Origin of the sequence: Desulfobulbus sp., assembly GCF_030824455.1 — a bacterium.
Taxonomy (GTDB): domain Bacteria; phylum Desulfobacterota; class Desulfobulbia; order Desulfobulbales; family Desulfobulbaceae; genus Desulfobulbus.
Map to the genome: position 1 here is coordinate 1 of NZ_JAVBXR010000086.1, position 17952 is coordinate 17952.

At 60.7% G+C, this 17952-nt stretch carries 17 protein-coding genes; 6 read left to right on the top strand and 11 right to left on the bottom strand.

All coding sequences use genetic code 11. From position 1 onward, the window contains the following. Positions 1-660: carbon-nitrogen hydrolase (locus tag RCH93_RS10685; RefSeq protein WP_306548386.1), on the bottom strand; the 660-nt coding region annotated here is incomplete at its 3' end. Beyond that, the gene (locus RCH93_RS10690; RefSeq protein WP_306548387.1) at positions 657-1682 is read right to left on the bottom strand and encodes an agmatine deiminase family protein; all 1026 of its coding nucleotides are present in this window, start codon (positions 1680-1682) and stop codon (positions 657-659) included. The genes RCH93_RS10690 and RCH93_RS10685, both read right to left, overlap by 4 nt. A 306-nt stretch (positions 1683-1988) precedes the next feature. On the opposite strand from RCH93_RS10690, the gene RCH93_RS10695 reads away from it, so the two are divergent. After that, a complete protein-coding gene (locus tag RCH93_RS10695; RefSeq protein WP_306548388.1) occupies positions 1989-2927 on the top strand; it encodes a methyltransferase domain-containing protein in 939 nt (312 codons plus the stop codon). A gap of 9 nt (positions 2928-2936) precedes the next feature. After that, complete coding sequence (locus RCH93_RS10700) at positions 2937-4991, top strand: molybdopterin-dependent oxidoreductase (protein ID WP_306548390.1); 2055 nt, start codon at positions 2937-2939, stop codon at positions 4989-4991. Positions 4992-5095: 104 nt separating this feature from the next. On the opposite strand, the gene RCH93_RS10705 is transcribed toward RCH93_RS10700, so the two are convergent. The 8 genes from RCH93_RS10705 to RCH93_RS10740 form a co-directional block, all read right to left on the bottom strand. Then, complete coding sequence (locus tag RCH93_RS10705; RefSeq protein ID WP_306548391.1) at positions 5096-5638, bottom strand: tetratricopeptide repeat protein; 543 nt, start codon at positions 5636-5638, stop codon at positions 5096-5098. A gap of 174 nt (positions 5639-5812) precedes the next feature. Next, positions 5813-7105: a radical SAM/SPASM family putative metalloenzyme maturase gene (locus tag RCH93_RS10710; RefSeq protein ID WP_306548393.1), complete on the bottom strand. Its 1293-nt coding sequence runs from the start codon at positions 7103-7105 to the stop codon at positions 5813-5815. Positions 7106-7132: 27 nt separating this feature from the next. Beyond that, the gene (locus RCH93_RS10715; protein ID WP_306548394.1) at positions 7133-7363 is read right to left on the bottom strand and encodes a thioredoxin family protein; all 231 of its coding nucleotides are present in this window, start codon (positions 7361-7363) and stop codon (positions 7133-7135) included. Between the two features lie 12 nt (positions 7364-7375). After that, positions 7376-8482, bottom strand: coding sequence for a permease (locus tag RCH93_RS10720; protein ID WP_306548395.1), 1107 nt, complete (start codon positions 8480-8482; stop codon positions 7376-7378). Between the two features lie 9 nt (positions 8483-8491). Continuing rightward, positions 8492-8842, bottom strand: coding sequence for a helix-turn-helix transcriptional regulator (locus RCH93_RS10725; RefSeq protein ID WP_306548396.1), 351 nt, complete (start codon positions 8840-8842; stop codon positions 8492-8494). Positions 8843-8854: 12 nt separating this feature from the next. Then, positions 8855-9562 (bottom strand): cytochrome c biogenesis CcdA family protein, encoded by a 708-nt coding sequence (locus RCH93_RS10730; RefSeq protein WP_306548397.1) that lies wholly within the window; start codon positions 9560-9562, stop codon positions 8855-8857. A gap of 3 nt (positions 9563-9565) precedes the next feature. Beyond that, positions 9566-9901: a thioredoxin family protein gene (locus RCH93_RS10735; protein ID WP_373693283.1), complete on the bottom strand. Its 336-nt coding sequence runs from the start codon at positions 9899-9901 to the stop codon at positions 9566-9568. Between the two features lie 79 nt (positions 9902-9980). After that, positions 9981-10355: a putative zinc-binding protein gene (locus RCH93_RS10740; protein ID WP_306548400.1), complete on the bottom strand. Its 375-nt coding sequence runs from the start codon at positions 10353-10355 to the stop codon at positions 9981-9983. A 516-nt stretch (positions 10356-10871) separates the two neighbouring features. On the opposite strand from RCH93_RS10740, the gene RCH93_RS10745 reads away from it, so the two are divergent. Together RCH93_RS10745 and RCH93_RS10750 are read left to right on the top strand one after the other, a co-directional pair. Continuing rightward, positions 10872-11261 carry a metallopeptidase family protein gene (locus RCH93_RS10745; protein WP_306548402.1) on the top strand — a complete coding sequence of 130 codons (390 nt, stop codon included), beginning with the start codon at positions 10872-10874 and terminating at the stop codon, positions 11259-11261. A gap of 377 nt (positions 11262-11638) precedes the next feature. Next, positions 11639-14953 (top strand): Cache 3/Cache 2 fusion domain-containing protein, encoded by a 3315-nt coding sequence (locus tag RCH93_RS10750; protein ID WP_306548403.1) that lies wholly within the window; start codon positions 11639-11641, stop codon positions 14951-14953. A 102-nt stretch (positions 14954-15055) separates the two neighbouring features. Here the strand turns inward: RCH93_RS10750 and RCH93_RS10755 are convergent, their stop codons facing one another. Next, positions 15056-16759 carry a methyl-accepting chemotaxis protein gene (locus RCH93_RS10755; RefSeq protein ID WP_306548404.1) on the bottom strand — a complete coding sequence of 568 codons (1704 nt, stop codon included), beginning with the start codon at positions 16757-16759 and terminating at the stop codon, positions 15056-15058. Between the two features lie 346 nt (positions 16760-17105). Here RCH93_RS10755 and RCH93_RS10760 point away from each other — a divergent pair, with 346 nt between their 5' ends. Both RCH93_RS10760 and RCH93_RS10765 read left to right on the top strand, forming a co-directional pair. Continuing rightward, complete coding sequence (locus tag RCH93_RS10760) at positions 17106-17447, top strand: hypothetical protein (protein ID WP_306548405.1); 342 nt, start codon at positions 17106-17108, stop codon at positions 17445-17447. A 213-nt stretch (positions 17448-17660) separates the two neighbouring features. After that, the coding region (locus tag RCH93_RS10765; protein WP_306548406.1) for a sigma factor at positions 17661-17952 on the top strand (292 nt) is incomplete at its 3' end.

A 17952-nucleotide genomic window follows, 5' to 3' on the forward strand; every position in this document is an offset into this window, starting at 1 on the left:
AAAACCCACCCGGTTGACGCTGAGCACCGGGACGCCGTTGGCAATGGCGTGGCTGCGCTGGATGGTGGTCCAGGCCTCGCGCTGGCGGGTTTGTTCGTCGGGCGTGTCGCCGGGATCATAACCGATGGCGGTGGGGTAGATCAGCAGCTCGGCTCCGGCCATGGCCATCAGTCGGGCCGCTTCCGGATACCACTGGTCCCAGCAGATCAGCACCCCTAGCCGGCCGACCGAGGTCGCAATTGGAGTGAAGCCCAGGTCGCCGGGGGTGAAGTAGAATTTTTCGTAATAGCCGGGATCGTCGGGGATGTGCATCTTGCGGTAGCGGCCGGCAATGGAGCCGTCCGCCTCCAGAACCACGGCGGTGTTGTGGTACAGGCCCGGCGCGCGGCGTTCAAACAGCGAGGTCACAATCACCAGGCCCAGCTCTTTCGCCAGGGCGGCGAAGATTTCGGTGGATGGTCCGGGAATCGGTTCAGCCAGATCAAAGCAGCGGGTGTCCTCGGTCTGGCAGAAGTAGGGCGAGCAGTGCAGTTCCTGCAGCACCGCCAACCGGGCGCCCTGGGCTGCCGCCTCGCGGATGCCCAGGATGCTTTTGTCGATGTTTTCCTGGCGGTTGTCGGTGCAGCGCTGCTGCACCAGGCCGACGCGAAGGGTGGTCATGGCAATGTTCCTCGGGGAATCTGCATGGTTACGCAATGGAGCGAGCCGTGCTGGACGATCAGGGGGCGGCAGTCGATGCCGATGATTGCTCGTTCGGGAAAGATCTGGCCGATGATCCGCAGGGCATGCGCGTCCTGCGGGTCGTTGTAAGTTGGAACCAGCACCGCGCCGTTGATGATCAGAAAATTGGCGTAGGTGGCGGGCAGACGCTGGCCGTCTTTGTCCCAACAGGCTGCGGGCCAGGGCAGGGGGATTAAGCGGTAGGGCTGGCCCCGGACGGTGCGAAAGGCCTGCAGTTCGGCCTCCATGGCGGCCAGGGCGGCAAAGTGCTCGTCGGTTGCATCTTCGCAGCGCGCGTAGGCGATGGTGTTGTCCGGGCAGAGCCGGGCCAGGGTGTCGATGTGCGAGTCGGTGTCGTCGCCGGCCAGGAAACCGTGTTCCAGCCAGAGAAAACGGTCGGCGCCCAGATGCTCGCCAAGCGCCTGTTCAATGGACTGGCGGTTGAGGTGGGGATTGCGGTTGGGGCTGAGCAAACACTCGCTGGTGGTCAGAATCGTGCCCGCGCCGTCGCTTTCGATGGAACCGCCCTCCATGATCAGTCCGGGGACGTGCGTTTGCGTCCGGCCAAAGGCGCCGGCGCGGGCCAGCTTGGCGGTGATCTGGTTGTCCAGATCGGCGGCGAACTTGAGGCCCCAGGCGTTGAAGCCGAAGTCGAGCACCACCGGGACCTCGTCTTCCCGCACCGTGATTGGGCCGAAATCGCGGGCCCAGGTGTCGTTGGTCGCCATTGGATAGAGGCTGACGCGTTGCAGGTCAATCCCGGCCAGACGCAGTCGTTCGCGCACCGGCGCGGTTTCCGGGGCAACGATCAGCGCCTGCTCAAAACGGGTGATCGCCCGGACGATTTCGACAAAAACCGCTTCAACGGCCGCGAGATTGTCGCGCCAGTCGCTGTCGGCATGCGGCCAGGCAAGCAGCACGCCGTCCTGCTGCTCCCACTCGGCCGGTAAACGTCTGATCATGGTGTGGTTCCTTGCAAAGGGTGAGTGATGGAGAACAGAGCATCCTAGCCCATCTGTTCCGGCTTGTAAATATGGGCGATCTTGAACGGCTCCGTGCATCTCCGGACGACTCCGGGCGAACGCCTGCATTTGCTCGGTTTGCCCGGTGGGGTGCGGATCGAAAAAGCCGCAAACGCGCATTTAAGGGTTGACTCATGCCGCATCGGTCGTTAGGCTGACTGGGAATAATTCCTGTGCAATTCGCTAGTTATCTCTCGGCGCCGTCTCTTCCCCGGCGCGTTTTCGCCGCATTCTTAGAGGAGCACTATGAAGAAGCAACTTCTTGAGCTGATCATCTGCCCGCACTGCCTGCCCCTGGAACATTCGCTCGTTGCCGACATCATTCAGGAGCAGGGGGGCGACATCGAAACCGGGGCGTTGAAGTGCCCGCACTGCGCCGCGCTCTTCCCCATCGTCGAGGGCGTGGCCCTGCTTGATCCGCACGCCGTCGACAGTCAGCGGGCGCTCAACAAATACGAGACCGATGAAGTGGTGTCGTCCTATTTGTGGAGCCATTTTGGCGAATTGCTGGGGGATGAGCAGGCCTCCCAGGCCTACCGCACTTGGGCGGAATTGATGCGTCCCCAGGGCGGAGTTGCCCTGGACGTCGGCGGCGCCGTGGGCCGCTTCACCTTTGAGATGAGCACGCGCTGCGATTTCGCGGTCGGCATTGACACCTCGCAGGCCTTTGTCCGCGCCGCCCGGCAGTTGATGCGGGAACGCTCCATGGTGGCGTCGTTGAAAGACGAGGGTTTGTTGCGCCGGGAGGTCACTATCCGGCTGCCCGACGATTGGCGCAGCGACCGGGTCGACTTCGTGGTGGCCAACGCCCTGGCGCTGCCGTTCCGTAAAAAATCGATCTCGCTATTTTCTTCGCTCAATCTGGTGGACAAGGTGCCTTCACCCATCCAGCATCTGTGGGAGATGAACCGGGTCACCCGCGACGAGCACGCCCAGTTTCTCCTTTCCGATCCCTTTTCCTGGTCGGTTGAGGCGGCGCCGGTCGAGGAGTGGCTGGGCGGCAAGGCCGACGGCAGGCACGCGGGCAAGGGTCTGGCCAATGTGGCGCAACTGCTGGCCGAGGGGCAGGGTCAACTGGCGCCGGCTTGGCAGGTGGATGAGCCGGGCAGCGTGTGGTGGAAGATCCGCACCCACAGCAACCACTATGAACTGATCCGCAGCTGTTTTGTGCACGCCAACCGCTAGGAGAACGCGATGATTATCGATACCGTTTGCCGGCTCTGTTCGTCCTGCTGCCCCATCGAGGCCGAGGTGGAGGGCGACCGTCTGATCGGCGCCCGCCGCAAATCTTTTTTGGACCCGGACAAACGCTTGCCCTGCCCCAAGCTGGCCGCTGCCCCGGAGATCGTCTATTCGCCGGCGCGGCTGACCACGCCGCTGATCAAAAAAGAGGACGGCTCGGGCTTTCGCGAAGCCGGCTGGGACGAGGCGCTTGATCTGGCGGCGTCCGAGTTCTTCCGCCACCGCGAGCAATCGGGAGCGCAGGCGATCGCCTGGCTGCGCGGCATGGCCGCCGATTGGGGCGCGCCCTGGGATTACCCCAACCGACTGATGCACGCCTTCGGCAGTCCCAACACCATCGGCAACGGCTCGATCTGTTTCGTGGGCCGCGATTTTGCCCATTCCTACGTCTATGGGGCCATGGCCTTTCCGGAGGCCAAAAGCGCCCAATGCATCATCGTTTGGGGCAAGAATGACGGCAACACCGCCCTGGGCGCGGCCGAGGGTATCCATTGGGCCAAGGAGCACGGCGCAACCCTGATTGTCGTTGATCCGGTGCGGACCGCCCTGGGCCGCAAGGCCGACATCTGGCTGCAGATCAAGCCCGGCCACGACGGCCTGCTGGCCATGACGATGATCAACGAGATCATCAAAGAGAAACTGTACGACGCCGCATTCGTTGAGCAATACACTGTCGGCTTTGAGGCGCTGAAAGAGGCGGCGGCCCAGTACCCGGTCGAGCAGGCGGCCGAAACCCTGTGGCTGAGCGCCGAGCAGATTCGGCAAGTGGCCCGTCTGTACGCCGTCACCAAGCCCGCCGCCATCGTCGACGGCAACGGACTGGACATGCACAGGGACGTTTTCGACGCCACCCGCGCCATTGCCATGCTCCGCGCTCTGACCGGCAACCTCGACAAACCCGGCGGCGACGTCCTGCCGCAGCCCATCCCGGCGCGCAACATCCAGTTGAAAGAACGGCTGGCCGAGGGGGCCGTGCCGATCACCCGCGACTATCCCCTGTTCAACGATTTTTCCGAAACCTGGGGCAATCAGGTGCAGGGCTGCGTGGTCGACGCCATTCTCGAGGAAAACCCCTATCCGCTCAAAATGGTGGTGGTTCAGTCCGGCAACCCCCTGGTGACCATGGCCGATTCCACCCGCACCCGGGCGGCCTTTGCCAAGTTGGAAACCCTGGTGGTGATCGATCTGTTCATGACCGAAACCGCAAGGCTTGCCGACGTTGTCCTGCCGGCTTCCAGCTGCTTTGAAAAGACGCAACTCAACCGCTCCTCCATCCGCAACAATCCGATGTTCTTGCAGGACGCGGTCATTCCGCCGGTGGGCGATTCCTGGCCGGATTGGAAGATCGTCTTTGAACTGGGGAGAAGGCTTGGCTTGAACGAGGAGTTTCCCTGGCAGACAGCGGAGGAGGCGATTGATTACCAGTTGGCGCCCGCCGGGGTCACGGTGGAACAGCTGCGCGCCAACGGCAAAGGGCTGCGGATCGAGGCGATGCGTTATGAGAAATATCGGGATCAGCCGTTCAAGACGCCTTCGGGCAAGGTGGAGTTCTTTTCCAGCCGGCTGGCCGAGGCCGGATTTTCCGGGACGCCGTTTGCAAACGGGCTGGGCGCCGACCCGATCAGCTTTGCCGATCAGAGCGCCGACTACCCGATTCTGGGCGTCAGCGGTAGCCGCGACATCCGTTTCACCAACTCCCAGTTCCGCGCCATCCCCTCGCTGCTCAAGTCCGGCGTCGGTTGCGTGGTCGACATCCACCCCGACGACGCAGCCCTGCAGGCTATAGCCGAGGGCGACCGAATCGGGATCGAAACCCCCAAGGGCGCGGTTGCAATGACGGCGCGCATCGCAACGGTGGTGCGGCCTGGCATGGTTCGTCTGGCCTGGGGTTGGGGTGATTACGACCCGCGCGGCAACCTCAACGCCCTCACCGAGGACGACGTGCGCGGCCCGGTGAGTGGGACTTCCACCAGCCGCAGCTTCATGTGCCGGTTGCGCAAGCTCTAGGGCCATATTCTGGACAATACTCTGAGGCAAGAGGCTTCGGATTCGATCGGCGATAAAAAAAGGCTCCCCAAAGGGAGCCATTTTTTATTGCCGCTGGTCAGGTTTTAGTGCGTCGCGTCCGTTCCTCCGCCTCGCAGCGCCTGGCCCCAAGTCGCCCGGTCCACGTCAAACAGCGACATGGCCAAGCCGCGCAAGGGCAGGGTGAGGCAATACTCGCGGATGAAAAGTTCCGCCTCAACCTCGCCGATGGCAAGGGCCGACTGCAGATCGTGCTCCGCCTCGGCCTTCCCACCCATTGCCCGGAAAACCAGGCTGCGGGCTATAAAAATCCGGCCGCGGCTGGGGTTGAGCCGGACGGCGTCGTTGAAATCCTCCAGCGCCCTTTCCAGCTCTTCGTTGTTGAACAGGGCCATGCCCCGCAGGAACAGGACATGGTCGTTGGTTGGGTCAAGGTCGAGGGCGCGGCTGAACTCCGCGGCCGCCTCGGAAAAATTGGCGTTTTTAAAATAGGCCAGACCCAGCGGCGTGTGAATCGTGGCCGCATCCATACCCGAATCCAGGGCGCCGCCGAATTCCATGATGCTGCGGCCGTATTCGCCCCGGAGGAAATGGCGTTGTCCTCGAAGGAAATCCATAGAGTGTTTCATGATGTGCACCTCGCGTCAAACAAGAAGCAGGGACGAGAAAAACCTCGTCCACCTGTTGGGAAGAATCATTCCCACCTGTTGTAATTGGTAACCATTGCGAGGAAATGCGCAATCCGGGAAAGGGCCGGTTAGGCGCGAATCAGCGCCTTTGAGGCGCTAGACCCGCTAGACCCACTAGAGGCACTGTGTCCAGCCGAGGCTCCACATGCAATGACCGCAGGGCGCCAGGCTGCCGTAGCAGTCGCTCATGCCTAGAAGATTGGGATTGACCAGATCGGCGCAGGGGCCGGAGGAACAGCTCCAGCAGGGGGCATATTCGCTGCCGCCTGCCTCGGCGCGGAAGGCGGCGTAGCGTGGGTCGCGCCAGATGGATTGGAGCGATTGGCGCCGGAGGTTGCCAAAGGAGTGCGCCCGCACCTGGATGGGGCTCTGGTTGACCATGCATCCATAACTGTGCCAGAGAAAATGGCAGGGCATGACCTCGCCGTCTTGGGCGATGAACACTGCCTGTTGTTCGATGAACGGGCAGGCGCGTTGGCTGTTGGCCGGGGCGTGGAGCGGCGGCAGCGAGAGGCTGACGCCAAGCGTGTCGGCCAGACTCCGCGCCCGCTTGAAACAGGCCTCGGCTTCCTCAGTGCCCAGTTCTCGGTATCGGAGCAGATTGGCAAAATGGAGCGAGATGTCCCGCTCTCTGGCCTCGCGCTGCATCTCGGCTCCGATGGCGAGCAGACGATGATCAGCCTCGCTCTTGACGAACCGCAGATGCACGCCGGGCAGAGCGGCCAGGTTCAGCCCCTGGGATTTGGCTGTTTGCGCCCATTTGGCAAACAGCGTCGTTGCCTCGGCGCTGTTGGGATTGAACAGGCTTTCGTTTGCCATGGCGCCGTCGTAGGAGAAGAGGTGGCTGACGATGATCGAGTCAACCCCGCGCGTGCCGGCCCATTCGACGATTGCCGGCAATTGGGCCACGGTCTCCCGCTTGAGCACCACCTCCAGGCCGATGCCAACCCTGCGCGGGTTGCCCTGCCGCGCCAGCGCCAGATGGCCAATCGCGCGCTCCACCGGCGAACGGTGATGTTCGCCGCCGCTCCCGGCAACCGGTTCCAGGCTGTCCAGGGACAGGCAGACAAGGTCGAGCCCCGCCGCCAACAACAGATCCGCGCGGGACCGGTCAAGCAGCAGTCCGTTGCTCTGGAAACCAATGATCCCGTTGGCGGGCATAGCCGTCCTGGCCAGGGCAATCATCTCGTCCAGCTGCGGATGGAGCAGCGGTTCGCCAATGCCGTTGAGCACCAGGAAACGGGTGCGGGCAAGCGACGGCAGCAGGCTCCGGAAAAGGGCCATATCCATGTCGCCCTCCTCGATGCAGCTGCCGTGGGCGTATTTCACGCACATCCGGCAACGGAGATTGCAGCGCGTGGTCAGTTCAACATAGACTTTCCGGGGATATTCGGCGGTTGGGTGCATGGGAAAACGATTCAACTGTTGTTGCGCTCAGTCGAGCCATTCCTCGACTTCGCTTTGCTTGGGAACCCGGCCCACGCATTTGACCACCCCGTTGACCACCACCGCCGGAGTCGAAAAGACGCCCAACTTGGCGATCTCCTGAAAATCCTTCACCTTGACCACCGCCGCGCCCACGCCCTTGGCGGCAATCGCCGCTTCAACCACCTTTTGCGTCTTTTCACAGGAGGTGCAACCCGGACCACACACTTTAATTTCCATGGAATCCTCTTTTTATACAATCATGTTAAATAGATAGCCGATGCAGACAATGCCGCTGCCGACCACCAGCACAAACACCGCGATCAATTGGGGCTTGAGCACCTTGCGCAGGATGATCATCTCCGGCAGGGACAGGGCAATCACGCTCATCATAAAGGCCAGCACCGTGCCCAGGGCCGCGCCCTTGCCGAGCAGGGCCTCGACCACCGGCACGATCCCGGCGGCGTTGGAATACATGGGGATGCCCACTAAAACCGCCGCCGGCACCGACCACCAACGCTGTTTGCCCATGATCGAGGCCATGAAATCCTCCGGCACATACCCGTGGATCAGCGCCCCGACCGCAATGCCCGCCACCACGTAAATCCACACCTTGCCCACGATGTCGCGCACTGCCTCGCGTCCCTGGTCCAGCCGGTCGCGCCAGCTCAACCGCTGCTCGAACACCACCGCCTCGCCGGCCCGCAGCTCGCGTACCCAGTCTTCCATCCAGCCTTCCAGCTTCAGGCGGCCGATCACCCAGCCGGCGACCATCGCAATCAACAGGCCAGTGCCCAGATACAGGGCCGCCACCTTCCAGCCCAAAAGACCGTAGAGCAGCACCAGGGCGATCTCATTGATCATCGGCGCCGCGATGAGGAACGAAAAGGTCACGCCCAGCGGCACCCCGGCCTGCACAAATCCCAGAAACAACGGCACTGCTGAGCAGGAGCAAAAAGGGGTGACGATGCCCAGGAGCGCGGCCATGACGTTGCCCGCGCTCTCTCGCTTGCCCGCCAGATATTTGCGGGTGCGCTCCTGGGTGAAAAAGGAGCGGAGCACCCCGACCGCAAAGACGATCAGGGTGAGCAACAGCATCACCTTGGGGGTGTCGTAGACAAAGAACTGGACCGCGTCGCCCAGCCGGCTGGGCCGTTCAATGCCCAGCAGGGAATAGGTGAAGAAGGTCGAAAACGAGTGCAGATTGGCGTAGACCGCATACCAGAACCCCAGGCCGAGCGCGGCCAGGACAATGGTTTTAGTCCACCCCGCGCCCGCATCCGTGGGAGCCGGGGCGGGTGCGGAGGCTTCGGGTTTGTTGCAGCCGCAACCGCAGTTGAAGGGTTGAATGGGTTCCATGACGGTTCCTCAGTTTTTCAGGGTGGCGGCCCGCAAACAGGCGGCCTCGGGCAGGCCTTGGATCATGGCGCGCAGTGGTTCGTCCTCGTTCAGCCAGCCGCGCAAATCGTTGAGCATGGCGCGCACATAGGGGGATTCGCTATCCACGGCCTGGCTGTAGATCATCCAGGTTCCTTGGCGTTCCTTGTTGACCAGACCGGCGTCTTCAAGAATTTTCATGTGGCTGGAGACCGTGGGCTGGGCCAGTCCCAGCACTTTCTGGATCTCGCAGACGCACAGCGAGCGGTCTTCCAGGAGTTTGATCACCCGCGCCCGGTTGGGGTCGGACAGGGCCTTCATGACGCGCACGAACGGTTTCATGGGTTCTCTCGGTTAAATGGCGGTTAGCAGCGGTTGACCGATGAAATACAGGCCCAGCGCGCCAATGCAGAGGCCGGCCAGTTTGCGGAAGATTCTGCTGCCGCGTTGCCAGGCGCTGTTGTCCAGAAAACGTTGCACCAGCGCGGTCGAGCTGCCTGCCGCCGCGATGGGGATGCAGTGGCCAAGGCCAAACAGGAGGATGAACACCACGCCGGTGAAAATTTTCTGCTGCACGGTGATGATGGCGAGGATGGGGGCGATAAAGCCAAAGGTGCAGGAGCCGGAAAGGACGCCGTAGGCCAAGCCCAGAATAAAGGCTCCGGCCACCCCTTTGACCTGGATTTTGGCGAGCAGGCCGCTGGACATCGAGCAGGAGGCGACGCCAAGGACGTCAAGCGACACCCAGACCAGAATCGCGCCCACCACGATGCTCATGTAGGGGCCAACGTCCCCCAGCATGCGGCCAAGCAGGGCGCAGATCACACCAATGGCGGCAATGGTGACAAACAGCCCCACGGTGAACGCGAGCGCGTACAGCGCCGCCCGGCGTCCGGCGATAATCTGATGCTGGCCGGCGACATAACTGACAATGAGCGGTATCGAGGCCAGGTGGCAGGGGCTGAAGAGAACGCTCACCATGCCCCATAAAAAACAGCCCAGTCCGCCCAAGAGCAGGCCTTGGCTCATCCACGCGTTGATGGTCAGAAACACCTGGTCCACGACCTATTGGACTCCCTGCTGGCGGAGCACGGCAACAATGGCCGCCTTGTCCATAAAACCCTCGTGCCGGGAGATTTCCTTGCCCTGCGCATCGTAGAAAATCTGGGTGGGGATGGACCGCAGGTTGAATTTCTGGCCGGCGTCCGGGTTTTCCCAGACATCGATAAACAGCACGGCGGCCCGACCCTGGTATTCCTTGGTCAGTTCTTCGAGGATCGGCGCCATCATCTTGCACGGGATGCATTTTTTTGCGCCCAGATCCACCATCGTGACCATGCTGGGAACCGGAACCTGGGGCAGTTGCTCAGCTCCTGTCACGCCCGGAAACGCGGCCGTCATCAGGCCAACCCACAACAATGCCACCCGCAACCGGAACAGGCCGGGACGAAAAGATTTGTTCACCCTGTTCTCCTTGATTTTACAGAAGGCGTTGCGCATGTTCGGCCACCTTCGCGACGGCCTCGGTCGACGCCTCGGTGTTCCCCTTGACAAAGCCAAGCTCGTTGAGCCGCAGGTGCTGGGTTGGGGTGAAACCAGCCAGTTCCAATGTTTTCTTGGTGCAGTCAAGCGGGCAACCGTCGATGGCCAAGATGGATTGCGCGGCCTCGGTTGACTTGAGAATGGCGCTGACCCGCCCGCCAATGCCGGACAGGCAGAACATCTTGCCGGCGCCGTCACGGGTCAGTTTTCGCGCCGCCTGATCCGCCAGTTCTCCCACGTCCGCGCAGCCAGAACAGGCAAAAATCAGTTTGGGTCCTGCGCTGCTGCATGTACATCCGCAACCTGTTTGCATCGGTTCTTCCTCTGTTGGGATTCAATGGAACGCGCTGTTCGTGCGCCTTGCCGTGCTGGGTCGTGTTTGTTATGACCCTGCGCTCAGTCTTTTTCCGTCTTTTCTGGCCGCGCCGGCTTGGGCGGCTGGAAAACGAACAGAGTTTATTATTTCTATATTTACATGTATCGATATTTAAAACGGCGGGCAAGGGATGTCAAGCGGTTTTATTCCGTCTCTCTTGCAAAGATGCAACTCGTTTGTTTGTCCCTTGGGTCGACACGGCGTCCCTGCTTGTTTGGCCAAGAAGATGAGCGGCAGAAGGGGGCATTGGTTGCCCATCCGTCGCGCATGTGGCAGAATGCATCCTCAAGAACGCCTTGCGGTTATGGGAGACGGTCGATGAATAACCTGCTCCTCAACGCCGTCTGTTTGGAAACAGACGTTGCCCTTGGCCGGTTGAGAGCGTTGCCGCGAAAACAAGGTCGTCTCCGCAAATTTCCGCCAAACTCCGCCAAATTTTACCAGGAACCGCCCATGCGAACCAACCGCCCCGGAATCGGCGCTGACGCCTTTGCCCGTCTTGTTGAGCAGGCCATTGCCCGCATTCCTGAAGAAATTCGAACCTATCTCGACAACGTGGTTATCTCGGTCAAGCGTCGTCCCAGCCTGGACCTCCTCGCCGAGATGGGCCTAGCCCCGGACGAGCCCCTGTTTGGCGTCTATCTGGGGGTGCCGCTCACCGAGCGCAGCGCCAGCGAGCCGCCGCTCTATCCCGACGCCATCCACATCTTCCAGGAACCGCTGGAGGCCTGCTGCGCCACCCGCGAGGAACTGCTCGAAGAAATCGAGATCACGGTGGTGCACGAAATCGCCCACTTCTTCGGGTTTAGCGACGAGGAACTCGAAGCTCTGGGATACGGTTAAATATGGTTAAGACCGACCGGGCAAACAACGCATTCGCGTGCCCGTTGTCCTCCTGCTTTGCGCTCCATCTTCGTCGTCCGTCTTCCCAAACGGTTGGGATGTTTTTCTCCAATATGCCGAGAATACATTGAAAATTCATTGGCGGCGCCGGGCTGGCAGGCTGAATTTACCTGGACGGTTGCGGGCAACATGCCTTATATTGGAGGCGTGGCGGCGCCGAGATATGTGCATCAGGTGAAAAACTCTCAGGCATGCACTCTCTTGCAGTAAGAAGCGCAGTGCAGGCGCGCGGCGTTTAAAGGGGCACCCAGCGTTTAAGCGGCGCCCAGCGCTCGTGCAACCGCCGCGTCGATCAATTCTATTTCATCATCCCGACTATGTTCCATCCTTTCCAAAACATGCGGCTGAGCGCCAAGGTGGCCCTGATGGGCGCCGGCAGCGTGTTGATCACAGCGGTGGCCCTCGTCCTCCTTACCGTCTGGCAAAGCGGCCAATACAATAAGTTGGCGCAGCACGAGGTTGACGGTTTGATCAACGCCGACCTCGATCACCTCACCCAAGGGGCCTACAACCTGGTTCGCACCGAAAATGAGGCGGTGCAGCTGCAGGTGGACAACAATCTCAATGTGGCCAGACACCTTTTGGCCAGTTCCAAGGGCGTGCGCCTCGCCAACGAATCGACCTCCTGGACGGCGACCAACCAATTCACCAAAGCATCCCAGGAACTGAGCCTGCCCAAGCTGCTTGTTGGCGAGCAATGGATCGGCAAGAACAGCGACCTGGATGTGGAAACGCCGATTGTCGATGAGGTGACCCGGCTGGTCGGCGAAACCGCCACCATCTTCCAGCGGATGAATGAACGGGGCGACATGCTGCGCGTCGCCACCACGGTGCGGACAACGGCAGGCGAACGGGCCATCGGAACCTATATTCCCGCAGTCGAGCCGGACGGCGTGGAAAACGCGGTTGTCGCCGCCGTCCTCAAGGGGCAAACCTACCACGGCCGCGCCTATGTGGTGAACGCTTGGTATCTGACCGCTTATGAGCCGATCCGCGACCATGCGGGCGCCCTGGTGGGCATGCTCTATGTCGGCGTCAAGCAGGAGACGGTTGCCTCGCGCATCCGGCACGCCATCCTCCAAGGCAGCGTGGGCAAGACCGGGTACATCTATGTTCTGGGCGGCGGGGGAGAAGACCGCGGGCGATATGTGATCTCCTATAAAGGCGAGAGAGACGGCGAGGATGTCTGGACCAACCAGGACAGCGACGGGCGATACGTCATTCAGGAGATCATCGGCAAGGCGACCCGTCTCCAGCCCGGGGAAATGACAACGGTTCGTTATCGCTGGAAAAACAGAGGCGAGCCCGAACCGCGCTGGAAGGTGGCGCGGTTGGCGTATTACGCGCCGTGGGACTGGGTGATCGGAACGAGCGTCTATGAGGACGAACTCCAGGTCTACAGCAGCCTGCTCAGCGACGGCCGAACCCGGATGGTCCGCATCATGGGCTTGGCGGGATTGATCATTACCGGGTTGATCGGCCTCTTTTGTCTGTTGGTCACCTGGTCAATCACCCGGCCGGTGCGCCAGATGACGGAGGTCGCGGCAAAGATCATCGGCGGCGACTTTGCCCAAGTCGCGCCCGTGACCTCCCAGGACGAAATCGGGACGCTGGCCCGCACCTTCAATCTCATGACCAGCGAGCTCAACCGCTACATGGAGCGCTTGCGAGAAAGCGAGGAGAAATACCGGGGCATCTTTGAAAACGCCCTGGAAGGGTTATATCAAACCAGTTTGGACGGCCGGTTCCTCAGCGCCAACCCGGCTCTGGCCCATATTCTCGGCTACGATTCACCCGAGCAACTCATCGAAAGCATTACCGACATCCGGCAACAGTTTTATGTGAACCCGACGGACCGCGACACCCTGCTCGCGGCCATTTCAAGCTACAAGAAGACGTTTGGGTTTGAAGTGCAGTGCTATCGCCGCGACGGCCGCAAGATCTGGGTGTCCATCAGCGCGGGCCTGCGAGACGGCGGGGCGGGAAAGCCCGCCTTCATAGAGGGGTTCATTGCCGACGTCACCACCCGCAAACAGGCGGAGGCCGCCCTGGCGGAATCGCGGAATTATCTGGACGAAATCATCAACAGCATCGGCGATCCCCTGTTTGTCAAGGACGAGCGGCATCGCTGGGTGTTGATCAACAACGCCATGTGCGCCTTCATGGGCCGCTCTCGCAACGAGTTGCTGGGCAAAACCGATTACGACTTCTTTCCGAAGGCCGAGGCCGAAGTGTTTTGGGCAAGCGACGAACGCGTCATGGCGGACGGGACGGCCTTCATTAACGAAGAATCATTCACCGATGCCCACGGGATCGTTCATGTTGTTGTCACTAAAAATACCCGCTACATCGATAAAATTGGCGAGAAATACATAGTCGGCGTGATCCGCGACATTACCGAGCGGAAAAAGGCGGAGGAGGAGCGCATTCGCCTGGAGGCCCGCCTCAGCCAATCGCAGAAGATGGAGGCCATCGGCGCTTTGGCCGGCGGCATTGCCCATGATTTTAACAATATTCTCCAGCCTATGCTGGGCTACGGAGAAATGCTGCGGCTGCAGCTGTCCCCTGGCAGCCCCCATCTGCGTTTTGTGGAACGGATGCATACGGCTGCTCTGCGGGCCAAGGATCTGGTCAACCAGATTCTCGCCTTTAGTCGCCAGTCGGAACATAAGATCATCCCCGTTCGGATGCAGTTGATCCTGAAAGAAGCGCTGAAATTATGCCGCTCAACCATTCCGGCAAATATAGCCATAACAACGGACATCCAGGACGATTGCCCGTCGGTTCTGGTCGATCCCACCCAGTTGCACCAGGTGATCATGAATCTGGTCATTAACGCCTACCATGCTGTAGAGCAATCGGGCGGGGATATCGCGATTCGGCTGCAAGCGACGGTGTTGGAGCAGGAAGAGGCGGCGGACGTCTCGCTTCCGCCGGGTCGCTACGCGCTGTTTTCGGTGTGCGACACCGGTTGCGGCATCGATCCGGACATCAAGGATAAGATTTTTGAACCTTATTTTACCACCAAGGAGCAGGGGAAGGGGACAGGCCTCGGTCTTGCCGTGGTGTACGGGATCGTCAAGGAGCACGACGGCGACATTGCCATTGAAAGCGCGCTGGGCAAGGGCACGACCGTCAAAGTGTATCTGCCGTTGACGGAAGACTTGGGGCGGGGCGAGGCGCCGGAGGGATTGGACAACTGTCCCGCCGGCAGCGAACGCGTTCTTGTGGTGGACGATGAAGAAATGATCGTCGAAATGGAAACGCTGATCTTGGAAAGTCTCGGCTATCAGGTGACCTCCCGCCAGAACAGCCTGGAGGCGTTGGAACTGTTCAGGGCCAACCCGGACAACTTTGATCTGGTCATTACGGATTTGACCATGCCGCTGATGACCGGCGAGCAGCTCGCCCGCGAAATGATTGCAATCAAGGCGGACGTGCCGATCATCATCTGCAGCGGCCACAGCGAGGCCATCGGCAGCGAAAAGGCTCAGTCGATGGGGGTAAAGGAGTTGTTGATGAAACCGATCTCGCTTCCGGAAATGTCGCAAAAGGTGCGAATGGTTCTGGACGCTGCTCTCGCCTCTCGGGAAAGCTTGGCCACCCTCGCAGTCGATTCTTCCCCATCCTGATATCCTCGCCATCCGCCTGCCTTCTCCAGCCATCTGACGTCGCCGCCGGCGATTGAGCCGGCCGAACCAGAGGCGACGTGGTCCGATTCAGCGCAATTCAGTTCAGTTCAACTTGAATAGAGACACCATCTGATGCAGCTGCTCAGCTAGCTTCGAGAGGCCCGTCGAGCTCTGTTGCACGGCGCTGCTGTTGGCGAGAACCTTTGAGGTGGAGTCGTTGACGCCGGCAATTTTTTCGGCAATGGAGCGGGCCACGGTCGAGCTGTTGCTGACGTTTTCGTTGACCTCCTGAATGCCGGCCGAGGCCTGGCTGATGTTGGAGGTGATCTCGCGGGTGGCGCTTGACTGCTCGTCGACCGCGCCTGCCATGGAGTTGATGATCTCGTCGATTTCCTTGATGATCTGGGCCACGCTGTTGATCTGGCTCACCGACTGGGTTGTGGTTGATTGGACGTCGTCGATTCGCGCCTTGATGTCCATGGTCGCCGTTGCCGTCTGCTTGGCCAGTTCCTTGATTTCGTTGGCCACCACCGCAAACCCCTTGCCCGCGTCACCCGCCCGCGCCGCCTCGATGGTGGCGTTGAGGGCCAAGAGATTGGTTTGTTCGGAAATTTCAGTGATCGTTTCGGTCACCTGGTTGATCTCTCTGGCGGCCCGCCCGAGGTTGGACATCAGGTCTGAGGCGTTGCCGGCCTGCTTGACCGCCTCGTCCGAGATGGCGCGCGCCTTGGCGGCGTTGGCGGCAATCTCGTCGATGGTGGCGGACATTTCCTCGGTGGCGGCGGCGACCATCGTCACATTGGTTGCCGATTCCTCCATGGCGGCGGCCACCGCGTGGATGTTGACGGTCATCTCTTCAGTCGCCGAGGCCACGGCGTCGGTCCTGCCGGAGGTGGCTTGCGCCTCGGCGGTCATTTCCTGGGCAATGTGGGTCAGTTCGGTCGAAGAAGCGTTGAGGGTGTCGACGCCGTTGACCACCTTGTAGAGGGTCTCCTTGAGTTGGCGCGACATCTGGTTGAGGGCGTCGATACACTGGCCAACCTCGTCCTTGCCGTGAGCCTGCAGGGATTTGCTAAAGTCCCCGTTGGCCATTTCTCCGGCAAAGGCCGCGGCCGCAGACATCGGACGACTGATCGCCAAGCTGATCACCAAGCCAAGAACAACGCTGAGGCACACGCCCACGGCCAGAAACACGGCAATCATGGTTTGGGCGCCGCGGCTGCTGGCCGTCATTTCCTTGGCGACCCCATCAATCAATGCCTCGGCCTCCTTCACCAACAAGCCGACGCCTTCTTCAAAGGCGTAAATATGGTCCTTCATCGGAACCATCAGTTTATTGGCCGATTGAGGCGTGGCGCTCGGATCGGCAATCACCTTTTCCGCGATGTCGAGAAAGCCGGCAACATATTGACCGTAGGCGTCTTTGCTTTTGTTGACTGCCGTTTTGACCTCCGCCGACAGATGCAGGTTGGTCGCCGTCAGACCGGCGACCTGGCTGAGTGCAGCCGTGGTTTTTTCGGAGACTTCCCGGAATTTGGCGAGGTATTCCCGCTGCTTTTCCGGCTTGCCAATGTTGAGAAACACGTCCTTTTCAAAGCGGCGGTGATTCAGCGCCAGAATTTCCAGCTGTTCGGCGGTGATCAAGAGGGCGAGTTCCTCGGTCTGCAGGCTGTGCAGGTCGGCGGTGGTTTGCGAGAGGGTGAGCAGGCCTTTGCCGCCAACGATGATGGTGATGATCGAGGTGAGCAGAAAACCGCCCACGAGTTTCTTTTTCAGGGAAAGGTTGGCAAGGAAAGCGTTTTTCATATGGATGTTCCGTGGTGATGAGTTTTTTTCTCGGGGAGGTCGGCTGGCCAAGCAACGGCAAAGCCTGCCAACTTTGCAAAAAGTATAGCATGGGAAATGGCAATTTTGTTGGAAAAAATGCCCCAATCCTAATAAACAGGGGCGGGGTCGAGGGCGGAAGCACAGGGGCGCTGCACGGAAAAAATAGAGCAGCGCTGTGCGGCCGCGAGGTTGAAAATGCTGTTCCCTGGCGGTATGCGGCGCTGTTTTTTCAACCCGTTGTTTTTTTGTCAACCAATCTCCGGCCGGCGCGTTGTCATACGCAGAGGCCACACACTACCCTGTTAAATTTTGAGGAGAATGGGACATGAAAACCACAGCACTCATTGCCGCCGCTGTCGTCATTGTTTTGCTTGCCGCAGGTTCTGGTTTTGCCGAAGACGCCGGCGCCCGGGCGGAGCAACGTCTTGATCTGCGCGGCGACCGGATCGATCAGCGGTTGGACGCCAAGGGCGAGCGGATCAACGACCGACTTGATTTTAAATCTGAGCGCGCCGACGCCAACGGCCATGAAAATCGGGCCCTGCATTTGGACCGCAAAGGCGACCGCATTGAAACCCGGTTGGATCACAAGGGCGACCGGATCGATCATCGCCTGGATAGCCGGGGACAACGGGTGGATCGCCGCTATGACCGGCGCAACGGCTGATTTGCTGGCGTCGAATGGTTGTGCGACGGCCTTGGCGGCGCGCAATGCAGCGTCCCGGAGTCTGCCTTTGCCGTTCCGAACCGATGCGAAGCGCCTTGGGATTTATGCGGAACGATCAGCAACCGGTTGGAGCGCTTCAAGGTGAACGCAACCTGGATGCAGGAATGCGTGCCGGCGGCTGGCCTTCCTGCATCCCGCAATAAATGAGCAATATTGCATTGTTCTATGGAATCCTTCCTGCAATCGATTGAACGGCCGGCGTACCGCGTGGCGCTGATTGCCAGCCGCAACCGGGAGGACGCCCTGGACCTGGTGCAGGAGGCCATGTGCAAATTCGTCGAAAAATACGCGTCCCGGCCCAGCGAGGAATGGAAGCCGCTGTTTTACCGGATTTTGCACAATGGCGTCCGCGATCTCAGCCGCAGGCGCAAGGTGCGCAGTTGTCTGCGCTGGATCGGGCTGGGCGCCGACGACGACCGCGACCCGTGGGAGCAGTTTGAAGATG